This is a genomic window from Sporosarcina sp. FSL W7-1283, assembly GCF_038003105.1.
GTDB classification, from domain to species: Bacteria; Bacillota; Bacilli; order Bacillales_A; family Planococcaceae; genus Sporosarcina; species Sporosarcina newyorkensis.
In genome coordinates, this window is sequence record NZ_JBBOOL010000001.1 from 3,470,931 (window position 1) to 3,497,923 (window position 26,993).

The 26,993-nt window shown below is 42.5% G+C and carries 32 protein-coding genes; 10 read left to right on the forward strand and 22 right to left on the reverse strand.

Annotated elements, in window-relative coordinates:
- Positions 1–181: 181 nt before the first annotated feature.
- Entirely contained in the window at positions 182–1,366 is a 1,185-nt protein-coding gene (locus tag MKY93_RS18145) for an FtsW/RodA/SpoVE family cell cycle protein (RefSeq protein ID WP_340760617.1), read from the forward strand.
- 75 nt (positions 1,367–1,441) lie between these two features.
- Positions 1,442–1,783: a zinc ribbon domain-containing protein YjdM gene (locus tag MKY93_RS18150; RefSeq protein WP_009498879.1), complete on the forward strand. Its 342-nt coding sequence runs from the start codon at positions 1,442–1,444 to the stop codon at positions 1,781–1,783.
- A gap of 64 nt (positions 1,784–1,847) precedes the next feature.
- On the opposite strand, the gene MKY93_RS18155 is transcribed toward MKY93_RS18150, so the two are convergent.
- Positions 1,848–1,988: an Lmo0850 family protein gene (locus tag MKY93_RS18155; RefSeq protein ID WP_009498880.1), complete on the reverse strand. Its 141-nt coding sequence runs from the start codon at positions 1,986–1,988 to the stop codon at positions 1,848–1,850.
- Positions 1,989–2,299: 311 nt separating this feature from the next.
- Here MKY93_RS18155 and MKY93_RS18160 point away from each other — a divergent pair, with 311 nt between their 5' ends.
- Positions 2,300–3,478, forward strand: coding sequence for an MFS transporter (locus tag MKY93_RS18160; RefSeq protein WP_009498881.1), 1,179 nt, complete (start codon positions 2,300–2,302; stop codon positions 3,476–3,478).
- Between the two features lie 95 nt (positions 3,479–3,573).
- A complete protein-coding gene (gene cls, locus MKY93_RS18165; RefSeq protein WP_078818259.1) occupies positions 3,574–5,025 on the forward strand; it encodes a cardiolipin synthase in 1,452 nt (483 codons plus the stop codon).
- A 47-nt stretch (positions 5,026–5,072) separates the two neighbouring features.
- On the opposite strand, the gene MKY93_RS18170 is transcribed toward cls, so the two are convergent.
- Positions 5,073–5,990 (reverse strand): M15 family metallopeptidase, encoded by a 918-nt coding sequence (locus MKY93_RS18170; protein ID WP_340760618.1) that lies wholly within the window; start codon positions 5,988–5,990, stop codon positions 5,073–5,075.
- Between the two features lie 161 nt (positions 5,991–6,151).
- Between MKY93_RS18170 and MKY93_RS18175 the strand changes: the two genes are divergently transcribed.
- A complete protein-coding gene (locus tag MKY93_RS18175; protein ID WP_340760619.1) occupies positions 6,152–7,312 on the forward strand; it encodes an MFS transporter in 1,161 nt (386 codons plus the stop codon).
- 112 nt (positions 7,313–7,424) lie between these two features.
- On the opposite strand, the gene MKY93_RS18180 is transcribed toward MKY93_RS18175, so the two are convergent.
- From MKY93_RS18180 to MKY93_RS18195, 4 genes are all read right to left on the reverse strand, one after another.
- Entirely contained in the window at positions 7,425–7,673 is a 249-nt protein-coding gene (locus MKY93_RS18180) for a hypothetical protein (RefSeq protein ID WP_340760620.1), read from the reverse strand.
- Positions 7,674–7,736: 63 nt separating this feature from the next.
- Positions 7,737–8,519, reverse strand: coding sequence for a membrane protein insertase YidC (gene yidC, locus MKY93_RS18185; RefSeq protein ID WP_078818263.1), 783 nt, complete (start codon positions 8,517–8,519; stop codon positions 7,737–7,739).
- A 57-nt stretch (positions 8,520–8,576) separates the two neighbouring features.
- Positions 8,577–9,359: an AraC family transcriptional regulator gene (locus tag MKY93_RS18190; protein ID WP_176132589.1), complete on the reverse strand. Its 783-nt coding sequence runs from the start codon at positions 9,357–9,359 to the stop codon at positions 8,577–8,579.
- Positions 9,360–9,522: 163 nt separating this feature from the next.
- A complete protein-coding gene (locus MKY93_RS18195; protein WP_245799530.1) occupies positions 9,523–9,918 on the reverse strand; it encodes a hypothetical protein in 396 nt (131 codons plus the stop codon).
- Between the two features lie 342 nt (positions 9,919–10,260).
- On the opposite strand from MKY93_RS18195, the gene MKY93_RS18200 reads away from it, so the two are divergent.
- A complete protein-coding gene (locus tag MKY93_RS18200; protein ID WP_340760621.1) occupies positions 10,261–10,758 on the forward strand; it encodes a GNAT family N-acetyltransferase in 498 nt (165 codons plus the stop codon).
- A 42-nt stretch (positions 10,759–10,800) separates the two neighbouring features.
- Here the strand turns inward: MKY93_RS18200 and MKY93_RS18205 are convergent, their stop codons facing one another.
- The 5 genes from MKY93_RS18205 to mntR form a co-directional block, all read right to left on the reverse strand.
- On the reverse strand, positions 10,801–11,274 hold the full coding sequence (locus MKY93_RS18205; RefSeq protein ID WP_340760622.1) for a DUF4064 domain-containing protein: 474 nt from the start codon (positions 11,272–11,274) through the stop codon (positions 10,801–10,803).
- Positions 11,275–11,433: 159 nt separating this feature from the next.
- Complete coding sequence (locus MKY93_RS18210; RefSeq protein ID WP_009498891.1) at positions 11,434–11,751, reverse strand: GNAT family N-acetyltransferase; 318 nt, start codon at positions 11,749–11,751, stop codon at positions 11,434–11,436.
- A gap of 56 nt (positions 11,752–11,807) precedes the next feature.
- On the reverse strand, positions 11,808–12,695 hold the full coding sequence (locus MKY93_RS18215) for a DUF1002 domain-containing protein (RefSeq protein WP_078818269.1): 888 nt from the start codon (positions 12,693–12,695) through the stop codon (positions 11,808–11,810).
- A 65-nt stretch (positions 12,696–12,760) separates the two neighbouring features.
- Positions 12,761–13,615, reverse strand: a complete 855-nt coding sequence (locus tag MKY93_RS18220; RefSeq protein ID WP_078818270.1) for a CvfB family protein — start codon at positions 13,613–13,615, stop codon at positions 12,761–12,763.
- Positions 13,616–13,630: 15 nt separating this feature from the next.
- Positions 13,631–14,038, reverse strand: coding sequence for a transcriptional regulator MntR (gene mntR / locus MKY93_RS18225; protein WP_078818271.1), 408 nt, complete (start codon positions 14,036–14,038; stop codon positions 13,631–13,633).
- 205 nt (positions 14,039–14,243) lie between these two features.
- Between mntR and MKY93_RS18230 the strand changes: the two genes are divergently transcribed.
- On the forward strand, positions 14,244–14,399 hold the full coding sequence (locus MKY93_RS18230; RefSeq protein ID WP_139366021.1) for a lmo0937 family membrane protein: 156 nt from the start codon (positions 14,244–14,246) through the stop codon (positions 14,397–14,399).
- 35 nt (positions 14,400–14,434) lie between these two features.
- Here MKY93_RS18230 and MKY93_RS18235 read toward each other — a convergent pair whose 3' ends face one another.
- The 9 genes from MKY93_RS18235 to MKY93_RS18275 form a co-directional block, all read right to left on the reverse strand.
- On the reverse strand, positions 14,435–15,532 hold the full coding sequence (locus MKY93_RS18235) for a GNAT family N-acetyltransferase (protein ID WP_340760623.1): 1,098 nt from the start codon (positions 15,530–15,532) through the stop codon (positions 14,435–14,437).
- Positions 15,533–15,586: 54 nt separating this feature from the next.
- The gene (locus tag MKY93_RS18240; RefSeq protein WP_009498897.1) at positions 15,587–15,967 is read right to left on the reverse strand and encodes an ArsR/SmtB family transcription factor; all 381 of its coding nucleotides are present in this window, start codon (positions 15,965–15,967) and stop codon (positions 15,587–15,589) included.
- 73 nt (positions 15,968–16,040) lie between these two features.
- On the reverse strand, positions 16,041–16,415 hold the full coding sequence (locus MKY93_RS18245) for a Na+/H+ antiporter subunit G (RefSeq protein ID WP_040759905.1): 375 nt from the start codon (positions 16,413–16,415) through the stop codon (positions 16,041–16,043).
- Complete coding sequence (locus MKY93_RS18250) at positions 16,393–16,677, reverse strand: Na(+)/H(+) antiporter subunit F1 (protein WP_009498899.1); 285 nt, start codon at positions 16,675–16,677, stop codon at positions 16,393–16,395. The genes MKY93_RS18245 and MKY93_RS18250 overlap by 23 nt, the downstream gene beginning before the upstream one ends.
- Positions 16,674–17,156, reverse strand: a complete 483-nt coding sequence (locus MKY93_RS18255) for a Na+/H+ antiporter subunit E (RefSeq protein ID WP_340760624.1) — start codon at positions 17,154–17,156, stop codon at positions 16,674–16,676. The genes MKY93_RS18250 and MKY93_RS18255 overlap by 4 nt, the downstream gene beginning before the upstream one ends.
- A gap of 16 nt (positions 17,157–17,172) precedes the next feature.
- Positions 17,173–18,657, reverse strand: a complete 1,485-nt coding sequence (locus tag MKY93_RS18260) for a Na+/H+ antiporter subunit D (RefSeq protein WP_078818273.1) — start codon at positions 18,655–18,657, stop codon at positions 17,173–17,175.
- Positions 18,650–18,982 carry a Na(+)/H(+) antiporter subunit C gene (locus MKY93_RS18265; RefSeq protein WP_009498902.1) on the reverse strand — a complete coding sequence of 111 codons (333 nt, stop codon included), beginning with the start codon at positions 18,980–18,982 and terminating at the stop codon, positions 18,650–18,652. The genes MKY93_RS18260 and MKY93_RS18265 overlap by 8 nt, the downstream gene beginning before the upstream one ends.
- Positions 18,982–19,407 carry a Na(+)/H(+) antiporter subunit B gene (locus MKY93_RS18270; protein WP_078818274.1) on the reverse strand — a complete coding sequence of 142 codons (426 nt, stop codon included), beginning with the start codon at positions 19,405–19,407 and terminating at the stop codon, positions 18,982–18,984. Before MKY93_RS18270 ends, MKY93_RS18265 begins: the two co-directional genes overlap by 1 nt.
- The gene (locus tag MKY93_RS18275; RefSeq protein ID WP_340760625.1) at positions 19,394–21,808 is read right to left on the reverse strand and encodes a Na+/H+ antiporter subunit A; all 2,415 of its coding nucleotides are present in this window, start codon (positions 21,806–21,808) and stop codon (positions 19,394–19,396) included. The genes MKY93_RS18270 and MKY93_RS18275 overlap by 14 nt, the downstream gene beginning before the upstream one ends.
- A gap of 260 nt (positions 21,809–22,068) precedes the next feature.
- On the opposite strand from MKY93_RS18275, the gene MKY93_RS18280 reads away from it, so the two are divergent.
- Positions 22,069–22,743, forward strand: coding sequence for a universal stress protein (locus tag MKY93_RS18280; protein WP_078818275.1), 675 nt, complete (start codon positions 22,069–22,071; stop codon positions 22,741–22,743).
- A gap of 67 nt (positions 22,744–22,810) precedes the next feature.
- Here the strand turns inward: MKY93_RS18280 and murB are convergent, their stop codons facing one another.
- Entirely contained in the window at positions 22,811–23,731 is a 921-nt protein-coding gene (gene murB / locus MKY93_RS18285; protein WP_340760626.1) for a UDP-N-acetylmuramate dehydrogenase, read from the reverse strand.
- A 164-nt stretch (positions 23,732–23,895) separates the two neighbouring features.
- Here murB and MKY93_RS18290 point away from each other — a divergent pair, with 164 nt between their 5' ends.
- Entirely contained in the window at positions 23,896–24,405 is a 510-nt protein-coding gene (locus tag MKY93_RS18290; RefSeq protein ID WP_340760627.1) for a YceI family protein, read from the forward strand.
- A gap of 369 nt (positions 24,406–24,774) precedes the next feature.
- Here MKY93_RS18290 and MKY93_RS18295 read toward each other — a convergent pair whose 3' ends face one another.
- On the reverse strand, positions 24,775–25,482 hold the full coding sequence (locus MKY93_RS18295) for a DsbA family oxidoreductase (RefSeq protein WP_221836242.1): 708 nt from the start codon (positions 25,480–25,482) through the stop codon (positions 24,775–24,777).
- 98 nt (positions 25,483–25,580) lie between these two features.
- On the opposite strand from MKY93_RS18295, the gene MKY93_RS18300 reads away from it, so the two are divergent.
- On the forward strand, positions 25,581–26,960 hold the full coding sequence (locus tag MKY93_RS18300; protein ID WP_340760628.1) for an FAD-dependent oxidoreductase: 1,380 nt from the start codon (positions 25,581–25,583) through the stop codon (positions 26,958–26,960).
- The last annotated feature ends 33 nt before the right edge of the window (positions 26,961–26,993 follow it).

Here is a 26,993-nt window from a genome sequence, read left to right on the forward strand (position 1 = left end):
ACTGTTCATGAACGGAAAACTAACGTTGGACATTCTTTTTACAAGTTATAGAAACCATTCATTTCACAAAGCGTCAATTAATAGGTGTACTTCTTAAAAACATTTACGATATAATAAGTGATTGTAATGAATATTGATAAAAGCTAGCAAAATGATGGCTATAGAAAAGGTGAGTTCGTAATTGAAACAAACAAACAGGCTAGGTGAACGATTCGACTGGACACTTGCCTTTATCATTATGTTATTCGGGGTTATTAGTTTAGTTGTCATTGGTTCTGCTCAAACTTCTGAGCAATATACTCAAAACTTTGTTATCAAACAAGTTACATGGTACGTTCTTGGATCGTTCATTGTCGCGATGGTAATGTACTTTGAACCAGATCAATATAAGAAAATTGCTTGGTATGTATATGGCTTCGGGATTTTCTTATTGCTATTCCTTATGCTTGCACCGGGCGGACCGGGTCAAATCGCAGAGATGCGCTATAGTGCGAAGCGCTGGCTTCACCTACCGGTTATCGGAACGATCCAGCCTGCCGAGTTTATCAAAACATTTTTCATTCTCGGGCTTGCACGGATGGTCAGCTCACATAATGAAAAAGTGTTGCATCGGACCTATCAATCAGATCTCAAGTTACTTGGTAAGATTGCACTCATGCTGGTCGTGCCATTGTTCTTCATCATGAAGCAGCCCGACTTAGGAACTTCTCTCGTTTTCGTCTCGATTACAGCTGCGGTCGTCATTGTGTCGGGTATTTCCTGGAAGTTGCTCGCTCCATTGTTTTCAATCGGAGCGGCACTGGCAGCAAGCGTGCTCTGGATGGCTATCTATGCGCAGGATTTCTTGGATAAAATCGGATTTTCCCCTTATCAATTCAAACGAGTGTACTCATGGCTTGATCCGTATTCCTATCCAACAGATGAGGGGTATAACTTGATCACGGCGATGACTGCTATCGGCTCTGGAGAGTTAACAGGGAAAGGCTTTCTTGGTCGTATTGTCTACATCCCTGAAAATCACACCGACTTTATTTTCAGCGTTATCGGTGAAGAATATGGATTTATCGGTGCTTGTGTCGTCATCACTTTATATTTTATTTTGATTTATCACTTAACCAAAGTGGCGCTTTCACTTCACGATCCATTCAGTGTCTATGTGTGTACAGGTATTATCGCCATGATCGCCTTTCACGTGTTCGAGAACATCGGCATGAATATTCAGCTGTTACCGATTACCGGTATACCTTTGCCTTTCATAAGCTATGGCGGTAGTTCCTTGTTCAGTAATATGCTGGCGATCGGTTTGATTTTCAGTATGAAATTCCATCATAGAACGTATATGTTCGCTTCAGACGATGAAGACTGATTATGCGTAAAAAAGAGACCTCCTTTCCTGACAGGTAGAAGTTGTGTAAACTGTACAGGAAAGGGGGAGTTTTTTATGCCAACATTACCAAATTGTCCAAAGTGTCAATCTGAATATACATACGAGGATGGAAACCTTCTCGTGTGTCCTGAATGCGCGCATGAGTGGACAGAGGAATCCATGGAAGAGTCTGATCACGAGAGCCTAGTAGTGAAAGATGCCAACGGAAATCTCCTGCAGGACGGAGACACGGTTAGCGTTATCAAGGATTTGAAGGTAAAAGGAAGTTCCACTGCACTGAAGATGGGGACAAAAGTGAAAAGCATTCGCCTGGTCGACGGCGACCATAACATCGACTGTAAAATCGATGGATTCGGCGCCATGCAGTTGAAGTCTGAATTCGTCAAGAAAATTTGAAGAATCCCTAATAAAAAGATCACCTCCGAGGATTCAGAGGTGATCTTTTTATCTTATTGCAAATTTAATTGGGTTGTACGGGCGGTGCTTGTACAGCAGGCGTCAGAGATTGAAGCATATCACTTCTCGATTTCGTCAACGTTGCGGAAACTCCAAGCTTTGCCAAGTTGGATATAATTTTCTTTATGTCCATTTCTTTAGCCATTCATCCCACCTCAACCTTCCTAGTTAATTATATAGACGCATTACCAGCTTATGAAGTTCTATTTTGATGATTAATTCTTATTATCCCTATTATACCACTGTGAAAGCATTTTAAATCTTTCATTTTTGTTACAGTTTCATTTATTTTGCAAGTATTTTGCATTGGAATATAAAATCTGAAGCAATGGAAAAACAGAACTTCTTCATTACTGATTGGTTGTAGATGTCATTTTAGTTCTCTCGATACTTGAACGCTATCCGCATTCATCGTACGATGTGAGAGAAACTAATTACTCAGAAAGCGGGTTACCTATGAAGAAAACGATTCTTTTATTGATGTCCGTCCAATTCTTTGTCTATTTGGGATTTGGCATTATTATTCCTATCTTACCCGAAGTCATCCTGGCTGAAGGCTATTCAGAAGTACATGTCGGAGGATTGCTGACCATTTACGCCCTATCCTCTTTTTTCACGGCTCCATTATGGGGTTCACTATCTGACCGGACAGGCAGAAAGAAGCTGATCATGATTGGATTGCTTGGTTTTAGCGCAAGCTTCTTCTTGTTCGCAGTATTCATGCACCATTTACCGCTATTATACGTTTCACGGATTATCGGCGGCATCTTTTCTGGAGCTCTTTATACAGCGGTCACCGGCTTTGTAGCGGACTTAACTACAGAGGAGAACCGTAATAAATATATGGGGCTTCTCGGTATGTCAATCGGACTTGGTTTTATTTTCGGCCCTGCAATTGGTGGGATACTTGGTGATATACAGTTGCAAATTCCTTTTCTTGCATCGGGCACGCTGACACTTTTATTAACCGTTTATGCGTCCATCATTCTAAAGGAACCCGACAGACATAATTCTGCAAACAAACGGGCGATCATACCAAAAGGAGCCTCTACACTTTGGACGTATCGAATTCGCTATTTATTCATCACTTCTTTCATCATAACTTTCTTATTGGCAGGCGTGGAGTCGACATTCCAGTTGTTCCAAATCGATAAAATTCAAATTACGCCTTTGCAGCTCGGTTATTTGTTTATGGTCAGCGGTTTGGTGGATGCCGCAATTCAAGGCGGAGTCGTGCGCAGAGTAAAAAATGGAACAGAGACTTCCTGGATTATCGTTGCGCAAATTGTCACGGCTATTGGTTTGGCACTCATTCCGTTTTCAATGAACTTAATTTGGGCAGGTTTTGCGATGAGTGTCTTCACAGCAGGAAATGCGCTTGTGCGGACTGTTCTTGTCTCACTGACAACCAAGGAAGCAGGAGGTATGTATGGAACGGCTGCCGGTCTGTCCTATTCCATGGATAATATGGGACGGATCATCGGCCCATTGTTATTCACTTGGATTTTCACGATGGAGGCAGGGAATATGTACTTTATTTCCGCCATATTAGCGATCCTTTCGATTGGGCTCGTGTGGATTTTCCGAAAATCTACTCGTTCTTTGAAAAACGTAACGGAAACAGCCGTTTCTTGAAAGGCTAGGCAGGACGTACTCTCTAGTAATCCTTTCTTTTCCTACTAACTCCGTTATACTATAGAAATAGTATATAAATCTACGGGAGGAAGAATATGACGCAAGTGATTAGTTTGATTATCACAGGCACTTTGATCATTAACATATTTTTAGCAATTGCTTTGATCTTTTTAGAGCGCAGAGATCCAACCAGTACATGGGCTTGGCTTCTCGTCCTATTTTTCGTGCCTATCGTCGGATTCATCATTTATTTGCTACTCGGCCGCCAACTACGTGAAAAACATTTATTCCGCTGGGAAGGCAGGAGTAAGATTGGGATTGAAAGGCTCATCGATTATCAACTTGAAGCGATAGAGGATGAATCCTTTGAATTTTTGAAGGCAGACACTGAGCAATACCATGATATGATCTATCTCCATCTTCGTAATAATCATTCTGTTCTTACGCAAGATAACGATGTGCACATCTTTACGGATGGCAATGAAAAGTTTGAATCACTGCTGGATGACTTAGAACATGCTAAAGATCATATTCACATTCAATATTATATTTTCCGTTTAGATGGGATTGGACAAAGAATTGTCGATGTCTTAATACGTAAAGCTAAAGCAGGCGTGAAAGTTAGGATGCTGTTTGACGATATCGGTTCACGAGACTTACACGTGAATCATTTGCATGAGCTGACAGAGAGCGGCGGCGAAGTAGCTGCATTCTTTCCTGCCATTCTCCCGCTCATCAATCCCCGATTGAACTATCGGAATCACCGAAAGCTTGTCATCATTGACGGTCGTGTCGGCTATATTGGTGGATTTAACGTAGGTGATGAATATTTAGGACTGAGTAAAAAATTCGGTTACTGGCGTGACACACATCTGCGGATGGAAGGCAGTGCAGTTCATCCACTACAGACACGCTTCATCTTAGATTGGAATCAAGCATCTGCCAAAACTCATATTCAGTATGACGAGAGATTCTTCCCAGCAATACCACGCAAAGGTACAGTCGGCGTACAAATCGTTTCCAGCGGACCAGATTCGCAATGGGAAGATATTAAAGATGGCTACTTAAAAATGATATTCCTTGCTAAAGAGTATATTTACATCCAAACACCTTATTTCATTCCGGATACAAGTGTACTCGATGCATTGCGCATCGCTTGTTTATCTGGCGTGGACGTTCGAATTATGATCCCCAATAAACCGGATCACATGTTTGTTTACTGGGCAACATACTCAAATATCGGTATTTTACTCAAGGCAGGAGCAAAAGTCTATATTTACGAAAATGGCTTCATTCATTCCAAAATGATCGTCGTGGATGATCAAGTATCCACCGTCGGCACGGCAAATATTGATGTGCGCAGCTTCCGGCTGAATTTCGAAGTGAATGCTTTCATCTACGATCGCGAAAAATCACATGAACTGGCAGAAATCTTCGAGCAGGACATCCAACTCTGTACGGAGCTAACATTTGAGGATTACTATAACCGACCACGATTCATCAAAGTGAAGGAATCTGTTTCACGTTTGCTATCCCCTATATTATGAGAAAAATAGCCGGCAAAGGATATGTTCATCCTTTGCCGGCTATTTCATTAGTGAACTCCTAAATACTCTTCCAGTGTTATATTCCGCTTAAATATTTGCTCCGCTTTTTCCTTGCCAACATACCGATAATGCCAAGATTCATGCATATATCCAGTGATCTCTTCTTTTCCTTCAGGATAGCGAAGGATAAAGCCATACTGATTAGCATTTGCACCCAACCATTTCGCGGCTTCCGTATCGCCAAATGAAGTGGATGCCCAATGTTTTTCATGGTTGACTTCACCGATATCGAACGCCAACCCTGTCTGGTGCTCGGAATAACCCGGTCGTGCACTATAGCGGTCAGCTGCCTCCCGCCCATCCCTTTCTACGTACCGATTATACAAAGTAACTTGATAGTCATAAGAACGGTATGTACTGAATGCCTGTAAATTGATACCTGAGGTTGCGGCGGCGGCTGCCATTTCATCAAAAGCAGCTCTCGCTTCCTTACTTTCACCAGGTGCGAAATCCTTCGGTAACGGATATTGCTTACTGGCAATTAAAACTCCCTTAATATATTTAGGTTCAGCAGGCAATTCCTGTCCTTCTATATACCCTATTGGATTAGAAGGCTTCTTCTGTGCCTGTTCCGATTGATCCTTTGATTCTCCTTCTTTGGGGTCTTCTACTGCGTTAGGCGCCTCTTTGACCTCTCTAAGAGGCGTTTCCTCAAGTTCGTTAGCTTTTTCTATTTCACTTTCCGTTGTTGCATCGTTATCTAGTTTGGGCTCGATTTCCTCAAACTCACTAGGCTGTTCAGTATTCCCTTGCAAGCTCTTAACCGCCCGTTCTACATTCCATCCATTCGCTCCGATCCAAACAACACTCCCTATTAAGAGAATAAATATCAGCCCTACTATCATATTCGTCCATTTAGTTGTTCGTTTACGTTTTTGAGTGGAAAATCTTCCTCTTTTTTTCATCCTACTTTACCCTGCTTTCTTTCTCTGAGTCGCCTATCAAACAAATCAATTACTATTCATCCTATACTCTTTTTATATAGTGTATCATCATTTTTCTTTTTAGTCTGTCTATGCTACCATTTAAAGAAATCTATCATGAGACTAATTGCGAGGTAATAAAATTGAATAATCAGCGCTGGCTCTCGATGAGTTTCTTTGCTTTTTTCTTTACATGGGGTGTTTTCTTGCCCTATTGGACTGGCTGGCTAACATCTACGAAAGGGCTTTCCGTTACGCAAGCGAGTATTATTATGGGAGCAGGCATGATTGCACGCTCATTCTCGACCTTTTTTCTATTTCCATATGCCATGCGACACATGTCTCTTCTACGCGTAATACGTTGGACTACACTGCTTTCTTTTCTGATTGCACTAGCTTACTTACCTGAAAGTCCATTTTTCATTCTGTTTGGACTGACCGTCTTATTTAGTGCAGTTTATCCGGTCATTTTACCCGGCGTTGAAAGCGGAGCTTCTTTACTCATGCAATCAGAGCAAATCCATTATGGAAAAAGCCGCTCTTTCGGTTCGATTGGCTATACCGTCGCCCTTTTACTAATAGGTATTGTGACGGCTGTTTGGGGTGAACACACCATCTTATACATGATGATTATCGGATTAGGCGCAGCCCTATGGTTCTTCTATCAAAACGCACCAGATGTCTTGCAGGCGCCGCCAACTTCTGCTTCGAACGAACAGAAAGGCCAATTACAAATTCTTTTTGCAAACAAACCTTTTCTCATTGTTCTATTCATCGCAATCTTATTGCAGGGAGCACACGCATCCTACTATAATTACGGATTCATTTTTCTGAATGACTTAGGCATCAACGGATTTTATATTGGGGTGATCCTCAATATTGCTGTTCTGTTTGAAATTTTGTTTTTTAGCCAAGCAGATCGTCTGTTTTCGGAAACCAAAACCTCTACAATATTTTTGGTTGCAGCTATCGGCTCCACAGTGCGATGGTTCTTGATCTTCCTATTTCCTATGACAAGTGTATTCGTTGCTACACAAGTACTGCATTCTGTTTCATTCGGCTTGGCGCATTTTGGGTTCATTCAATATATATCAAAAAGCTTGCCTCACAATTTAATCGCCTCTGCACAAGGTGTTTATGCAGCAGTTGCCATGAGTCTCAGCGTTGCAATTTTGACATTTCCCGCAGGTTATCTGTATGATCATACGCCTCGACTGGCATTCTTAAGCATGGCGGTCTGCTCTGTTGCCGCTTTCTTCTTAACTCTACGTTTCAAAGGAAGATTTATAGTCGAAAACAGCTAAGAGGAAAGGTCACTTCTTGAGAGCGCCTTTCCTCTTATTTTTATTCAGCAGAAGACTTCCATCGCCTATAGGAATTGAGATGAATGCGGTTTTATTTCTTGTTTAGCAGCTGTCATAACATCCATATATAGATCAGAGTTCCTATTGAGGCAGCCGCAAAGAACATCGACATCCACAACATCCATTTGGACTCACGTGCTAATCCCTGGTTTTTATACATGACCGCGCGTGATGCATTGGTTAATGTAAACATGATCAGCATGGACAAGATAGCGTACTCTAAATTTAATCGGATAATAAAATAAAGTGAGACGGCAGCAGAAGCCGCAATCGCCAAACCCATGATCCATTTCGCTTTCATACGACTCTCCCTTTCCACTTTCGGCATCAAAAAAAGCTGGTATACGCCAGCTTTTCATGTACCTTATTTTTCTTCAGCGACTGGAGTATCGGTATGTTTATAATAAAACTTACGTCCTAGATACGTCTGGAATATTAGAAGCAATCCACCGACTGCCCAATATAACGGAAGTGCCGCCATGACAGTATAAGAAATGAACATAATCATGATGGGCGACATGTATATGAATAACTTCATTTGTTTCTGCTGCTGCTCCGGCATCGTCCATAACGATACGCGTGCTTGTACAAAATACACTGCACCTGCAACAAGCATCATAATGATATCCGGTTCTCCAAGTTTAAACCATAAGAACTCATGATTTTTCACTTCAGGTGGTGCATAAAGTATTGCAAAGTATAAACCCATGATGATCGGCATCTGAATAATAAGCGGCAGACAACCCATATTCAATGGGTTCACTCCGTGTTTAGAGTATAAGCCCATCATTTCCTGCTGCAACTTCATTTGCTCTTCTTTATCATTTTTCTCTTTGGACTCTTTCATGCGCTTCTGGATATCTTCCATTTCAGGTCGTAATGCATCCATTTTAACTTTCATATCTTGCTGAGATTTATAGTTCTTCAGCATTAACGGCATTAAAATCAAACGGATTGCTACGGTTATAATGATAATCGCAATACCGTAATTCCCATCAAACATTTCACCAAGATAATGAAGCAGCCACTCCATCGGCCGGACAAATGTGCTGTAGAAAAGACCTGTTTTATTTTCTACTCCAGAACAACCGCTCAAAAACACAGCAGTAATAGCCAGTAAACTTACGAGCCCTATTCTTTTTTTCAATGATTTCACCTACGCTATCTCAAACTATAGAAAATTATACAGCAAACAGCGTAAGATTTACAGCGAATCATCTTTTTTTATTGTAAATTGAAAGTAATTTCCGTCTAAATCTTTACGGAAACGCCGCGGCGTTACTCCCGTGTACTTTTTAAAAACACGGGTAAAATAACTTTGATTGCAAAAATGAAATCTTTCTGCGATTTCAGCAATCTTTTGGTCGGTAAAGCGTAAATAATACTGTACTTCTTCTATCTTACGAATCGTAATAAATTCCACTAATGTGACGGATGTGTACTCACGGAATATACGAGAAAGATGGCTCGTGCTTACACTAAATCGTTTGGCGATCTCTTCAACAACAAGTTGTTTCTCTACGTTTTCGTCGATGTACTGAATTACCTCATTTACTGTTTCATGTAAGAGCGAAGGTTTTTCTTTTTCTTTCAGCACATAGCAAAAGAATTCGATTAACTCGTCTCCAATTTCTTTCGCATTATCCACCGTCAGGTTTTGTTCTATTAATTCAATACAAGTGCCACTGAATGTAAAAGCATTTTCTTCATTTAAAATAGCCCTCACTTGCAATTGTCGAGTTACAATCGCTGAGAGTACGATGAAATGATATTGAATGACTTTAATTGAAAACCCAGGGGTGTACAACGCTAAGATTTGTTGGATCTCTTTGAGTGTATCGCGGGCCTTATCTCTTTCTAGAGCAAAAATCTGTTGTAGCAATTCCTCTTCTAGGCGAAAGAATGTTTTTGCTTCTTGGGTGCTGTTTTCTTTTTCCGCTGCATTGATTAATTCGAGACTTGAGGCTACTATTCTTTTGTTAGTCATGAGTATCACTCCACTCATTCTCTCTATCTCAGATAGTTCATGACGAGATATTATATGTAAATCATTTTACCTTATTCTCCAAATTTATCTACAGTTTCTAGATTTACTGATATATATAGATCAAAGCGCCCCTTCGAAAGGGACGCTTTTAGCATGAATATGATTAATTAGATTTGGTCTCTTTCGCTGCTTCATTCGTGGACTTGTCTTTGTTGTAGAGTGGCTCATTGTCTGAGGTGTTTTTATTCTTCTTGTAAAGGCCGTCTTTTTCCGAGGATTTCTTGTCTGGATCTTGAACTTCCTGGTTGTAATAGTGAACACTAGTTTGCGCACCTTCTGATACCATATTGTTGTCACCAAAGTCTTCTGGATCGGAATGTCCGACCTTTTCATCGGTCTGATCTACCAGCTTGTTGTTATTCATGAACGAATCCATTTTTTCCTTTAATGTACCAACAGTCTCCATTGCTTTGTCACGATTTTCTTTTTTACTGAAATATGCATATGCACCTGCTGCTAAGGTTGCTAATAATAATCCATTCGATTTTTTACCCGCCATGTATACCATCCTCCGTCTTAATTAATTGTAGTGCTTGTCTACTTAATCCTTAATATACCCGAGCAACATATTTTCAAACGTACCGCAGGACAGTTAGTTACTTAGCATTGAAATTTCTGCGACTGGTGGTTGCCAAGCTTTTCAATCGTGAATGCTAGACCCCGATGTCGACTGCACGATGTTTGGCTGCTACAATCTCATTATATTAAAACTTCTACTCGAAAGGAACTCATGTGCGCTAACTAAGTTGCCAGAATAGTATATTTCATTTTCATGACATCGTAGTTTTGAGACGACTAATTTGATATACTATATGGAAAGAATGACAGGAGTGAGACCACTATGATCAGACAAATGACATTAGAAGATATTCGAGATGTTCAATATATCGCCCTCACTTCGTGGCGACATACGTTCCAAGATGATATTCCCAGTGAAGTCCTTGAGGAATTTATTAACCGCTCCTATTCCGAGTTAATGTTACGAAAACAACTAGAAAAGACGACTATCTTAATCGCAACAGACCTGCAAGGGCTTCCTGTAGGATACTTAAGCCATACTCCGATCGATGAAGATGGAGAGTGTGAAGTGACAGCTCTTCATGTACTCCCATCACACCTCGAGAGTGGCTATGAAGAATTATTACTCAATGCTGCGTTAGATTTATTACATTCCGCACAGCGAATCGATGTATATGTGGATGAACGTGCAAATGAACTTCAACACTTCTACGTAGATAACGGGTTTCTTCACGTGGAGTCTTTTCCTGAGCTATTTGAAGGGATTCCTGTTGAGACTATCCACTATTCGTTGCCGGTTAGGCAGCCTGTCTATATGTAAAAACCCTTTTCTTTAAAGAAAAGGGTTTTTTTATAGGTTTCCTCAGCTCATCCAATTCGTCTGACTGGCTTCAGATGCATCGTGTGACAGCTCAGGTACCAGTGGATCCTTTTTCGTGAAACAAAGGATTCCAGCAATATAGAGTAGAATCGATGGCAGAGAAATGATACCGCCAAATAATCCCGCTATGATAAATAAAACTCCAGCCGCTTTCGGATTGGCATTGTTCCAAATCTTTACGATCCCTATAATGTTCAGCACGAGACTGATGAAAGCTGCAATGACCAGAATCCAAATGAATACAGAAAATGACTCAACGAACCCCATTAACATATCGACTTCAGAAGGTGTCAACGTTCCATCACTAGCCATACCTAGACGAATTTCCTCTTGTACTTCTGGTTGAGAAAACCCCATTTTGAAAAATACTCCCACTAACACAGATCCTGCCAACCCAATAGTTGTCAAAATAGCCGCTATAATAGAAAGCACTCTTTCAGCCGTTCTGTTAATCATCTCCACATCATCCTCTTCTTCAAGTTTACTCCCCTTCCATTTATACGCTAGGGAAATGAAAAAGTTTCAAAAAAGCGATGTGGGTCATCTACTGAAAAGTTAAATGACATAGCAACATTTTTTACGCACTGTTAATTTCATTCCAAGCGATTGCAAAACTTAAGCCTTCACGTCGTTGTAGTCCTCACTACGGTCAAATGCATTCACTACGTAAGAACAAACCGCTTTCATCTTCAATCCTTTGTCGCGTGCATTTACCGCTGCTTGGTCGAGTAGCTTTTTAGCGATACCTTGACCGCGTAATGAATCATCTACAAAGGTATGTGTCATTGTCATGATGCCGTTTTCTTCTGTCCATTCGATCTCAGCTGTCACTTTACCATTGTCTTTATGCTGATAAGCGTATTTATGTCCGCCTAATTCCACAAGATCCAAATCCAACTTTTCAGGCAAATTCATATCTTTATTTCCAGTCATGCAAATCTCTCCTTTGTAGTTTCATCTCATACTCTTTAACCTACCACTATTGTAACTTAACTAAACAATGATTTGAGCGAATCTGCCATATTTCTGAAGAACTCTTTTACTTTCTCCCAGAAACTCGGATCGATATCTCCCAGTTTGTCTTTGATTTTAGACGCCATGTCGGTCAGCTGTTCATTTAGCTTTGAAAAATCGATATCCAGCTTTGAAATTCGATCCATGAGATCAATCAATAACTGACGGTCAGCATCACTTAATTGGATATTAAGCTTCTTCAGCTGTTCATTGACAATTTTCTCGACATCTTCTTTCGTTGCAGGCTTTTGCTCGGCAATTTGCTTTTTAATATCGGTCAGCAATTGAGCCACTTCATCTTTATCAACGCCTGCTTTTTCAGACAGCTTTGTCGCAAGATTCAATTCATCATTTGCTGTATCCGTACGTTCCGTGTCCAATACTTCCCCGGTCACTTCGTACGCCTTATAAATACCGACAAGCGCGGAATGGCCTGACACTTTTTTCGGAGACGCCACTTCAACGACTGCGTCCTCAATACCTGCTGTTAGCATTGCGGTAGCATACATGTCGGCAGTCACTTGTGTGATGTTATCTGGCGTCACGATATTAATGACGAGACCTTCGCCTTCTTCCTGCCTAGTGATCTTCGCAGAAGAATACATACGCGCGTTGCGGTCGCCGCCTGGTATATATTTAATTAAGTCATTACCGTCTACCGTCAATTCCTCAACTTCAGCTTCCCCCGCCACATTCAAATCCTTTTTGACGCTAGCCTTTTCGCTTTCGGATAAATTTGCACCATAGACGACAATCGGCACACCTAATTTTTCATTGATCACGTCATCTGCAAAAACAGCTGACGGCATGATGACGCCAACCATTAATATGATTGATAATAACAATGACAATCCTTTTTTCATACAATTTCTCCTCCTTGTTCTATACATATAGATACGATGAGGCAATTCAAAAAGTTGCGTCTGTCTTAAGACTTCAATGTAGTCCAGCCGTCCTGTTGCACGACTCGTCCTTCTTTCATCAATTTTCCAAGCGCGCGTTTAAATGAACCTTTACTCATTTGGAACATCTCATCAATCTCATCAGGAGACGATTTATCGGTAAATGGCATCTTGCCGCCTGCCTCTTCCAAGTAGGACATAATTTGTTCGCTATCTGTTTGCAGGCGATCCTGCTTCCTCGGCAATAATGAACCATTCAAGGTCCCGTCATCGCGTACCCCGATGATTCGAAGGTCCACTTCTTCACCTAATCGAGGTTCTTGCTGACGCTCTGTTTCATGAACGAAAATGCGGTACAAATCTTCCGTTAAGAAGAAAGATCCCACAGGCAGTAGTCGATAGGCTCTCGCTTTTAAATTCTGATTGTATAAATCTTCATCAGCAATTGTAAAATGCTCCTGCACACGTTCCTCGGTAACTAAGCGACCAAATAAATTTCCACCCGGATCGGTACGTAATGTCATGTATAATTGATCGCCTGGTTGCGGCCATAGCTTCTTTAACTGCGGAAAATCAGCACGGTTAACTAGTACTTCAAAAGATGAACCGATGTCCACGTAGGCACCTTCTTCTCTTTCAAGTCGAATGACTTTCGCCCAGCCAAATGTATCGACTGTGACAGTCGGCAGCTGTGCAGTTGCCGTTAATTCACCTCTTCGGTTGATATAGAGAAAAACTTCTACTTGCATGCCTTCCTCTAAGTCCGGTGCTTCCGAAAGATTCAAATAAATTTCTTCCCCGTCTGCATCCAGCACCCATCGAGATCCTTCCTTTCGAAGGATCTCAAGTTTTGCAAGCGTGCCTGATTGTAATTGCGTCATGAATGACCGTCCTTTCTAAAGTGCTCTTCTTTTTAATTTTTTTATAAACTCAGGATCTTGTTCCAATGTCTCCACTAAATCCGTGATGCGATCCATTGCATTCCAGCTGAGATGATGTTCAATTCCTTCGACATCCCCGTAGATGTTCTCTTCTTCCACCCCGATGATTCGAAGGAACTGTTCGAGTAGTTCATGACGACGCACAAGCTTTTTCCCAAAACGCAATCCTCGCTCAGTCAGGGCAAGACCACGATACCGTTCATAATGCACATACCCTTCCCGATCTAGTCGCTGCGCCATTTTCGTCACAGACGATGGAAGCACGGAAAGCGCCTCTGCCACATCTGACACACGCGCTTCCCCCCTTGCCTCCAATTGTAAATAAATTTGTTCAATGTAATCTTCCATACTTGGTGTAGCCAAGACATCGCCTCCTAGTTTAAATGCAAAGACACTTTAACTTCATGCCTCCAGCGGATGTCACAGATTTTTAAGGGAGCTTTTCGAGTGAGCTCAATAAATTTCTGAACACAACTATGCCTCGGCGCAATTGATATTCGTCTTAGAAGTTTAGGAATTAGTGGGTTGGGTAAATTAACTACACAACAAAGAAAAGAGGTGATGTAAAATGGCTCGTTTACTATGGCTTGTTATTGTAGTCTTAATAGCATTATGGGTAATCGGATTAGTTGCAAAGATCGGCGGCGGATTTATTCACCTTCTTCTTGTAGTGGCAGGAATCATCTTCATTCTTCAGTTACTCACCGGAAGACGATCGGTATAGTGAATAGTAAATCTCAATTAATGCTCGCTCTGCGTTCAGGTAATTCTTGCGTACAAACATGTATTTTGCAAGTCTTTTCCATTCGCGGAGGGAGCATTTTTACGTAGAATTCCTTCCAGTTCGAAACCTGCACGCATTGCTACTGCGAGTCCCTTACTGTGCTTCTCATCACAATGAAATTCCACCCGCTCTGCTTGCAATTCATCAAAGGCAAAAGCAACAATTTCTTTGACCGCTTCCGTCATATAACCTTGCCCCTCAAATTTCGTATCCAGCCAGTACTCCAATTCAAACTTACGAATCCGCCAATCAATATGATGTAATCCTGCACAGCCGATAAATTCGCCTGTATCTTTTAAAAACAAGTTGAAACATAAGTTCTTTCTGCTAATAAATTCAGCAACCGTTTGACGAACATGCTCCTCTGTTCTCTCAATTGTAAGATCGTGTTGTGCCCATTTTGTCCAGCGCCGCAAAGTCGGTATTGAACGTGAAACAGCACCCCATACATCCATTGCGTCATTCAACTCTGGCGCCCGAATCAGTAAGCGTGATGACTCGAACTGTTCTTTGAAATCCGGAATGCTTTTTTCGTAAAAGTCACGATCTTCCCAATGCACAGGGGTCGTTGTGCCTGCTATATAATCTTCCCGGGTCATCCCATAAGACACTGCGTCATAATAGGTATTCTCTTTAGGAAAAAACCAAGCTTTCCGCAAATGAGCTTCTTTGACGAAACCCGCACGCTCAAAGGCCTTACGCATCGCCGCATTATCGTGGCGGGTATGCCCTACTATACGATTTTTCTGTTCAGGCAGCTCGAACACGTACTGCGTCAGCTTCTTCAGCGCACGCGAACCATATCCATAACCTCTGAAACGATCCGCAATTCGCAAGTCAAACAACGGAACATCTTCTTGTAAATCATAGACTTTGACAATACCCACTTTTTCATCTTCATTATTCTCTATCCAGAACGTCTTCACGTCATCGGATGCATAGCCGCCTTCTTCTATCGACTTTTCCAATAACTCACGCCCGGGCTCGCTAATATCATGATATGGCCAGGAGTTCGTTGTCATAAACTGAATTAGTAAATCTTGTTCCTCTATCGTCCATTCTTGTAAGCGCATCAAAATTCCTCCATCATGCTCGCTCTTTAGCAAGCATCTCACTGCACAGTTCAATTACATCGTGTGTTGTTCCTCAATTGCATGTTCATACGCAATCTTCACCAAGTCAGCAACATGCTTATCTGCTAAAGCATAGTATACCATTTTTCCGCGTCTTTCCGATTTCGCCAATGAATGTTCACGCAAATACCGCAAGTGATGGGAAGCTGTAGCCGACGAAGATTGAATAACAGCTGCTACATCACAAACACACATTTCAGATTCCAATGTCAGGGAATATGCAATCCTCAGCCGCGTTTCATCGGCTAACGCTTTGAATATTTGTACCATTTCCCCTACATCCGGAAGCTCGTTTTGAATTTTCCGCACAACGTCCTCGTGTACGATCGTCACGTCACATGAATCTGTATTCGCCACATTTCCACCCCATTCCATAGACTGTAGATTATGGTCATTATATAGAACATACTAAGTAAAATCAATTTACTCAGATAGGAGTTTGATCATCCTATCCATTGGTTTTATCCTCATTCACTCCATGGATCTTCTCATACAGTTCATCTTCAGTTGATATGTCTGCCAATTTAACTTTGGAACGATATGCCGCCCGAATGATCACATGTCCAGCGACTGGTGCTGTCAAAAAAACAAAAGCTATCCCCAGCAATAACCGCACACTAATGAAATTTTCAGCGGCAAGGAAGTATACAAAAGCACCCGACAGAGTCAAAAGCACTGCGAGTGTTGAGCTCTTGGTCGCGGCATGTGATCGGGTATAGACATCCGGCAGCCGGATCAAGCCAAAAACACTGAGGATACTCGCGACAGCTCCGGTCAAAATCAACAATGCACCTGCAAATTCACCCATCTCGCTTACGCTCAACGATTTTCCCCCTCTCAATGAATTTAGAAAATGCGATCGTCCCGATGAACGAAAGAATACCGAGAATCAAAATAGCTTCCAAGAATGCTTTCGTATTCATCATGACTGACACGACAGCAATCGTCGCAATCAAGTTCACGCCAATCACATCTAGTGCCACGACCCGGTCCGGCAACGACGGACCTAAAATAATCCGAATGACCGCCACTAAAATAGTCAGCGCGAATAAAGTGACAGATATTGTCAGCATGCCTGTAATCATCGTGTCACCTCCATAATCGCCTTCTCAAAGTTCTTCAATTGCTTGATGAGACCTTCTCGAGATTCTTCTACGTCCATCGCGTGAATGTACAATTCATTTCCAGAGTGTGAAACCTCCATTACGACGGAACCTGGCGTCAGCGTGAGCAACATCGACAGCATCGTTACTTCTACATTACTCGTCAAAATCGTTTCATACTTAAAAATCCCCGGTCTAATCCGCAATGTTGGTCGCAAAATCTGAGAAATGACAACCACACTGGACTGAGTCAATTCCCGAATGAAGATGAGCAGGAGCTTACAAGCTGCGTACACTCTGCGTAAATAAAAATGCATGCCGAAAAAACGGCTCATAAAAAAGATGATGCCGATTCCGACTAAAAACCCCATAAAAAACGTTGTGAATTTCAATTCATCTTCATCTATCAGAGTCATCCATAAAAATGCGATGAATAAATTCAGCAATAGCTGGACTGGCATGCCGCTCTCCCCCTCTCTACTTCAAATCATTATCGAGAACTGCCCGAATATATTGTTCTGGATTCGCCAATGTATTAGCTGCATCTTGAATATATGGTGAAAGCAATTCCGCTCCGATTCCCATACCAACCACTAACATTGCAAGCAACACAAGCGGCAGTCCGAGCGCCTTCTTAAACGACACTTGGTCATCTTCACTGATCGTCGTTTCTCCCCAAAAGCTATTTAGGAAAATGCGAAGCAAAGAATACAGAACTCCAATACCGGATATGAACGCGACTGCCAACAACAGATAGGAACCTGTTTCAATCGCCCCTAAACCGATATACACCTTTCCAATAAAACCACTTAACGGCGGAATTCCTGCAACTGCTAACATCGTCAGGAAAAATAGCCAGCCCACCAGCGGATAATTCCGGATCAACCCGCTAATTTCATCGAACTTTGAGCGACCGGTCAAATGTACCACGGTACCCGCCAGTAAAAATAACAATGCTTTACTAGCCATATCGTGAACCAAATAATAACTGGCACCCTGAAATGCCGTAGTCGTCGAAATTGCAAGTCCTGTTAATACAAAGCCAACTGAAATGATGACATTATAGGAAACAATTTGTCGAATATCCCCGTAGGCAATGGCACCCAAACAACCACCGATCATCGTGACAACCGCTAATACGCCGATCATTTTAAAGACTAATGGATCGTGAATGAAAATAAGCGTAAACATCCGATATAACGCATAAATCCCAACCTTCGTAAGCAGAGCACCAAACAATGCAGCGACTGCTGTAGGAGGTGCAGCATACGACCCGGGGAGCCAGAAGTATAGGAGCAGTCCAGCTTTCAAACTGAATACTATTAAGAACACGATACTGATCAAAGTAAGCAATGGTCCTTGACCAGCTTCCGCGACACGAACCGCGATATGCGCCATATTCAAAGTGCCGACCGTGCCATACAGATATGCAATGCCCAGCAAGAAGAACCAAGATGCCAGCACATTGATCAGCACATAAGTAATACCTTCCTTCAGTTGCATCTTGCGTCCGCCTAAGGTAAGAAGAACATATGATGCCAGCAGCATGACTTCAAAACAGACAAATAGATTAAACAAATCACCCGTCAGAAAAGATCCGTTAACACCCGCCACTAAAAATAGAAAGAATGGATAAAAAAACATCTTTTCCGTTTCTATACCTGTCGTCACGAATGCATAGAGCAATATTATGCTCGATACAACACAAGCTGCCAAAACAAGTAACATCGCAAATGAATCACCTACAAATAATATGCCATGTGGCGGTAACCAATCCCCAAAATCCAATCGCATAATACCTGTACGGCGGATATATTCCAAACAATAAGCCGCAACACCGGCTGACAGCACCATCGTCAATAGGCTCAGCACACGCTGAACCCTAATATACGGCCTGAAAAGCACTAGGATTACACCCATCAATACAGGCAGAATCATAGGCAACACTAGTAAATTATTCATCTTGATGCCCTCGCAATTCAGGTCCTCGACCAGATTCCTGATAGACGCGGTATGCCAGCACTAATAAAAATGCCGTCACAGCGAAGCTAATGACAATCGCCGTTAAAATCAAAGCTTGCGGCAAAGCATCCGTATATTCTGCTGCTGTTTCATGAAGCAACGGCACATCCCCTTTCTTCAAACCGCCCATCGTTAGTAATAATAAATGAATGGCATGAGAAAGAATCGCCGTACCTAAAATAACTCGCAACATTTCTTTCGATAGAAGCAAATAAACACCGACCATCACCAACACACCAACCAGAAGGGTAATTAATGTTTCCATTACTCCACATCCTCACTGATTCCCAAAATAATCGTTACTACCACTCCAAGTACCGTCAGTGCGACGCCCGCTTCGAAAATCGTCATAGTTCCAAGTTCCGTCTCTCCGAAAACCGGTAGATCGAATTCTCTTGTCGACTGCGATAAAAAAGGAACACCAAACAATAAAGATAAAACGCCTGTCCCTACTGCCAATAAAACACCTAACGCAGCCACCCGCTTAAAATCGAATGGCGTGCCTCGGTGAACCGTCTCAATATCATATACAAGATAAAGCAAGACGAACGCAGAAGAGAGCACCAAACCGCCGATGAAGCCGCCACCTGGATTGTTGTGGCCAGATATAAACAGCTCCACGCCAAATGTTAAAATAATGAAGAATACAATTTTCGTTACGGTCTGCAGGATCACATCATTTTTCTTCAGGACGATCCACTCCCTTCTTGCGCCGCAGCTTCACTAACGAGAACACACCAAGTCCGGCGATAAACAGCACCAACACTTCCAGCATCGTATCAAACGCCCGGAAATCACCGAGGATGGTATTAACTACGTTCAGCCCTCCCGCAATGCGCGAAGCTGTTTCATAATAAATCGAGATAGTTGGATACAACGAATGACCTTGGACCAACAAAGCCACTACAGTGACAATGACTCCCGAAGCCGCTGCAATCAGCCAATTGCGCCATCTCATGGATACCGCTCTATGTTCCGCTCTCCACTCAGGTAAAAAGTAAAAGCACAGTAAGAACAACACAGTCGTAACTGTCTCCACAATAATTTGTGTCAAAGCCAAATCAGGTGCGCGGAATACGACAAATAAAATCGCTATGGAATACCCAAGCACACCGTTTAGAATTATGGCTGTAATTCGGGAGCGCGCAAACAAAACCGCCACGCTCGAACACATCATCACAAAAACGATGACGCCTTCATTCACTTCTATAGGTGCATCGTTTGAAAAATCAAAGACAAATTGCTGGAAACCAGCTAATCCGATTCCGATAAACGCAATGAAAATCAGCATGATATATGCGACATAATCACGCACTGAACCCGTCATATAGCCTCTCGTAACACGTGTCGCCACTCGTTCCATCCGTAAGAGTGTCCCATTATAGAAACGATCCAACGTCCATTGCAGAACTCCTAATCGATAGACGCCTTTCCAGTAACGTAAATAACGATAGAGCAAGGTTCCCACTATGATTACACCAAGCGTCATAAAGACCGGAGCCTTCCATCCATGCCAAACATGGATCTCAGGAACCAAGCCTTCCATATTCCCAAGATGCGGATACACCGCAAGCATGGCAGGTCCCAAAATATACGTCCCCAAAATATTCGGAAAGAAGAAAATCAAAAGTACCAAACTGCCTAGCACAATTGGCGCCACCAACATTTGGATGGGCGCTTCATGAGCAGGGCGCTGGCCGGGGAACGGTTCTGGCACCTTTCCCAAAAAGGACTGAAACACAATAACCATGCAATAGATGAACGTAAAGACACTGCCGACCCATGCAACGATGGGAAAGAGCAGAGCAAGTGAATCCATCGTCAATAAGTTGGCATTTTTCAGTGACAGCATGGCCTCAAAAAACAGCTCTTTACTTAAGAAACCATTGAAAGGAGGCAATCCTGCCATGGAAAAACTCCCGATCAACGCAATCGTAAACGTGATCGGCATAATTGTCGCCAAACCACCCAACCGTCTAATATTACGCGTCCCAAGCTGATGGTCTAAAATTCCGACAACCATGAACAGCGATCCCTTAAAGGTCGAGTGATTGACCAAATGAAATAATGCAGCAAATGTAGCCGCTGTAAATAGCGCCACGTGCGAGCTTTCTGAAGAAGCAAATGCAAGTGAGCCAACGCCGAGCAGGCTCATGATCATACCGAGCTGACTCACCGTTGAAAAGGCCAATAATGCCTTCAAATCGGTCTGTTTCACAGCATTGACAGACCCCCAAAGCATTGTCAACAGACCCACACATGAAACGATATAGAACCACACCGCATGACCCGCAAATACAGGTGTAAAGCGAGCAACGAGATAAATACCGGCTTTCACCATCGTGGCAGAATGCAAATACGCACTGACCGGAGTTGGTGCCTCCATGGCGTCAGGCAGCCAAATATGGAAAGGAAACTGTGCGGATTTTGTAAACGCACCCAGCAATACGAGCAGCATGGCAGGAATGAAAAGAGAATCTGCAGCGATGATATCGCGCATTCCGATCAATTCACGTAAACTGAATGTTCCGGTCATCGTGTATAGCATCAAAAACCCTGCCAGCATAAAAATACCGCCAGTCACGGTGATCAACATCGACTTTTTAGCGCCATATCTTGATTGCTTGCGGTGGAACCAGAATGCAATCAGCAAGAAAGAGGAAATACTTGTTAATTCCCAAAAAACATACAGAACGATCAGATTATCAGACAAAACTACCCCGAGCATCGCGCCCATGAACAGTAGTAAATATGTATAAAAGCGGCCAATCGCTTCTCGTTCAGAAAGATAAAATATTGAATAGAACACGACTAGACTACCGATTCCTGTAATCAACAAGGCAAAAATCATACTCAGCCCATCTAAATACGTCGAAAAATAGACATCCGCCGAAGGTATCCAAGGAAGGGTATATGTATAAGTTGCGCCATGTGAAAGCGAGGGAACTAAACGAAGAAGAAGTACGAATAAAAGCAAGGGAACAATGATTACAAACCAACCGATTTTCCTACCGGTCAAAAATTTATGTACAAATGGCACCAAACATGCTGCGATAAATGGAATAAAAATTGCCAGCAAGACGGTAATCAACCTTACACCTCCTAAAAAATTCTAACGTAAACATCGACTAACCACCCAACTCCTCTTGACTGAACCCCATACGTTATGCATAATGGGACTCTAAGCAAAGAGTATATTGTCTACTCGAAAGTATACACTACTTTACAGGAATTCGCATAGAAAGCGCAGTTGAAATGTTGTATGGTTGCTGAAGTATGCAACCAAATAGATAGGATGTATACAGTGGTAAACTAATTATTTTATCGAATATGAAGAGGTGAAGAGTCATTATGGGCAAAATGAAAAGCCGTATGGACGAGAGTATTCTCGTTTGTGTGTACTACGGTCCAAATGGTGAACGTCTCATTAAAAGAGGATATAAAATCGCAGCAATCATGGATTGTCCGCTGTACATCTTAACCGTCGATCCTGCACCACTGGATGACTTTGATGCGGAGAAATCGGAGTACATCGAACGCTGGCAAGAACTTGCTGAGGAGCTAGACGTGGAAGCGTTCATTATCCGAGACGATGAAACGCGACCCGCAGCCAAGGTCATTAAAGAAGTCGCACACCAATACGGCATCACACAAATCATCATCGGGCAAACAGCGCAAAGCCGTTGGGAAGAAATTACGAAAGGTTCCTTCATGAACGTACTGCTAAGAGAGATCCCATTCGTTGACTTCCATGTAGTCTCTGTAGATCGGGCGATCAAACATGAGGAGGAAGGGTCTTTTGAAAAAGGCGTGCGTGCCTACCTTGTTCAAGACGGTGATGGTTATCGCATTAATTTCACACTCTCCAAACGTGCACAATACGAAGGTATCTTCTTCAAAGAAATTGGAACAGATTTTAATAACGGCATTTTTAAATTCATGCAAAACAATAAAATTTGCCAAGTTCAAATTGAAGAGGACCAAGTGCTGGAAACGAGCAAGATTCAATGCAAAGTCTATGATTAATACTGACATCTGTGCATATCATTTTGAAAAAAAAGCAGCATCCCGACTTTCGGGATGCTGCTTCTTATCATTCAGAGAGCTCTTCTCCTACTATTTTTACTTCCATCTCCAGATCGATTCCAAATTTCTTTTTGACTTCTGCTCTCACCATTTCAATCGTCTGGATATAATCTGTTGCAGTTGCGTCTTTTTTATTAACGATAAACCCGGCATGTTTCGTAGAAACTTCTGCTCCGCCAAATCCTTTGCCTTGCAGCCCACTATCTTGAATCAATTTTCCTGCAAAATAGCCTGGCGGTCGCTTGAAAACACTGCCCGCCGAAGGATATTCAAGAGGCTGCTTAGATTCGCGCTGAAACGTAAGGTCTGCCACAGCCGCATCGATATCACATTGTACGCCAGGCGTCAATTGGAATTCAGCAGATAGTACATAGTAGCCTTTCGTTGTAATAATGCTTTTTCGATAACCAAGTTCCAGCTCTTCTTTGGATAGAATGAAGATCTTCCCCGTATCATCCATCAATGTAGCTTGTGTAATAATATCCTTGATCTCACCGCCGTATGCCCCGGCATTCATTGCCATTGCTCCGCCGATCGATCCTGGAATCCCACAAGCAAACTCCAAACCAGTCAAGCAAGCTTTTGCCGCTGCCTTGGATGCATCGATGATATGTGCCCCCGCTTCCGCAATTAGCGTACTTTCCTTAATCTGAATTTCATTAAGATTGGCCATGTACAGGACAATCCCACGAACACCGCCATCCCGTACAACCATATTCGATCCGTTACCCAATAATAAAATCGGAATGTTTCGTTCATATGCGTAGGTTACAACTGCTTGCACTTCTTCTATAGTTCCAGGTGCTACGACAACATCTGCTTTTCCACCTAGACGCGTTTTCGTGTATTTGTTTAGCGGTTCATCAAGCAATACCCAACCGTTCTTTATTTTCATTTGAAGGTCTTCAAACCAGCGATGTTTTGACATTCACATCCAGTCCTTTCACTTTACCTGTCTCCAAACAAGGAAACATTCTTATCACTCTATTAGTATGCTTCCAATCGGTCTTTTTGACAAGGTTTTTCATTTTGACTTTTATAGGCTTTTCCTTTACAGTTTACATAACTAAAGACCCACAAGGAGGAGAGAAAGTGAATAAATGGAAAGTTGATTCCACAGCATCCACTGTCGAATTTTCCGTTCCCCATATGATGGTATCGAGCGTGAAGGGCAAGTTTGAAGAGTTTTCAGGGGAAATCGAAGGAAATGCACTGGATTTGGCGAAGAGTTCTGTCCAGTTTGAAGTGGCTGTTCGTTCTATTCAGACAGACAATAAGGAGCGCGATGTGCATTTATGCTCACAAGACTTTTTTGACGCACAATCCTTTCCATATATGTCGTTTCTCTCTCGATCTATTTATCTAGAGAAGGATAATATGTATAGAATGACTGGAGATTTGACCATTAAACAGACTACGAAAAAGCTATTGTTTTGTGTTACACCTTTAGCGCCTGAAACATTTGATGCCCGCTATCTAGCTGAAGGCAAGATTAAGAGGAAAGAATTTGGCCTGACATGGAATAGGGCTATCGAAGCAGGCGGTGTCATGGTCGGCGATACAATTGATATTCAGCTGACCATTGCCGTAAAGAAAAAATGAAAATGCCTGAACAGATGAATACCAGTGCTCAGTCAGAAGCATTTGCTTTTTACTGAATTTAAACGAAGATCAAATTGCCCAGTCTACGCAATTTAGGGATTGAAGCGGAAGACGGTCGACTCCGGGAAAGCGTACCGTCTAGAGCGCAAATCCTCACGGATACCCCCCTGCCGCACTTACTCGACGAAAACTTGACCAGCTGTATTCGTATAACTTTTGCTTCACTTAAAATGGAAATCTCGATAATAACAATGTGAAATATCTCCAGATCATCTCATCTGGTAAGGTAACTCAATAATCTCGTACATTTAAAGAAGTAACAGCCGAAATGCCATACGAGCATTCCGACTGCTGCTTTTCTATCCTTATTTACACATCACACGAGTCATCATCACACTGGCCCCCGCTATCTTTTCCTAGCATCTGCAGAGTTGGTTTGATTCCTTCCTCTTCTGCAATCTTTTCGAGCGCCTCCACAAATGCTTCGATCGGCTGAGCACCGGAAATTGCATACTTCCGATTGATGACAAAGAACGGTACACCCTGTACGCCAATCTGACGTGCTTCTTCGATATCAGCTTGCACTTCATCTGCAAAATCATTACTGTGGAGCATTGCTTTCGTCAGCTCTGCATCGAGACCCGCTTCTTGTGCGATCGATACGAGTACTTCCTCTGTGTCGATACGTTCACCTTCCACAAAGTGACCATGCAACAAACGCTCGGTCACTTGCTCTTCCGCCCCATGCTGTCCAGCAAATTTCGCTAGACGATGTGCATCCTGCGTATTGGAAGTCTTCATTTTTTCCACTTGATAATGAAGCCCCACCGTTTTTGCTTGCTCTTCAACATTTTTCATCATATTTTCTGCTTCAGTCCTGCTGATGTTATACTTGTTTGCCAACCCTTCAAGTTGCGATTGGTCAGATGCTACAGGTGTATTCGGATCCAGCTGATAGGCCTTGTACTGCACCTCTGCTTTCTCCTCTAGCCCTGCTTGCTTCAGTGCCTGCTCCAAACGTCTCTTTCCGATATAGCAAAACGGACAAACATAATCGGACCATACTTCAATTTTCATTTATTCCGCCACCTTTCTACTATCAATTTTAGATTCAATAAAATTTGGGTACAATATAAATGCTTGAACTATTTGAATATAAAAGGACGGGTGTAAAAATGAATGAGTCACTATGGCTGGCAACCGCATATCCAAACGAAGAATATCCTGTGGTAGAGGATAATCTATCATGCGAGGTTTTGATCATCGGCGGAGGTTTAAGTGGGATTGCAAATGCCTATTTCTTAGCGTCACAAGGTAAAGATGTCATTTTATTGGAGAAAAACAGCATTTTACACGGAGCGACCGGGAACTCAACTGGTAAACTAACTGCGCAACATGACTTGGTATATGCCGATTTGATTGAGCAATTTGACTTGGAAAGCGCAAAGCTTTATTTCAATGCGAACGAAAGTGCTCTGCAATTCGCTCGTTCCATTGCAGATGCAAATGAACTGCAAACTGCACATTCCGCACTTTACTCACAAACTGCAAAAGGTACAGAACAATTAATGAGAGAGAAAAAAGCCTATGAGGAAATAGGAATTCCGTTCACATTAGCTGGCAAGACAACCGATTTACCTTTTCAGACTACAAACACATTAATCATCGAGAACGAAGCTCAAATACATCCAGTTCGTTTTGGACAAAAGTTAGCACAGCTTGCAACCAAGGCTGGTGCTCGATTATTTGAACATGCACAAGTTGCGGCACTCGATACAGACCGCCATTTCGTTAAGCTTTCTTCTTCCACAGAAATTCGTTACCGTCAGCTGATCATCTGTTCGCATTATCCGATTGAGGCACTTGAAGGTATGCAAATTCTCAAATTAGACGTCGATCGTTCTTATATAGCAGCGGCAAAAACAACCACCCCTTTCGCCCATCAATATATCGCCGTTGATAATCCGAAACGCTCAATACGCACAACAACCATTGACGGTCAATCGTATTTATTACTGGCCGCAGAATCTCATCATGCTGGGGCAGAAAAAGAAACGCAGATCCATTATGACCGCATTACAGAGGACCTAAAAACGAACTTGCAACATTCGGACATCATTTACAAATGGTCTGCGCAAGATCCGTCTACGCCAGATCTAGTGCCCTACGCCGGAGCTATTTCAGATGCATCGCCTGATGTCTTTATTAGTACTGGCTATCGAAAATGGGGGCTCTCCAACTCCATGGCCAGCGCTCAAATCATCTCGGACGCAATTGTCGGGCGACACAATCCTGCCAGCGAACTATACTCTCCTCGACGCACAGATTTTGGCGCATTATTCAGCAGGGCTCTTTTATTGACAGGGCGCACAGTGAAGGAATTTGCAGGCGGTCATATCGCACGCACGGACTCGCCTATTTGCACACATATGGGTTGCCGTACTCGCTGGAATAAAGGCGACCAAACATGGGATTGCCCTTGTCACGGCTCTCGTTTCCGTGCAGATGGTTCAGTACTCGAAGGTCCTGCCACTCAGCCTCTTGATTTAAGTTAAAAAAGACTGTCATGGAAACCGGATGAATTTCCG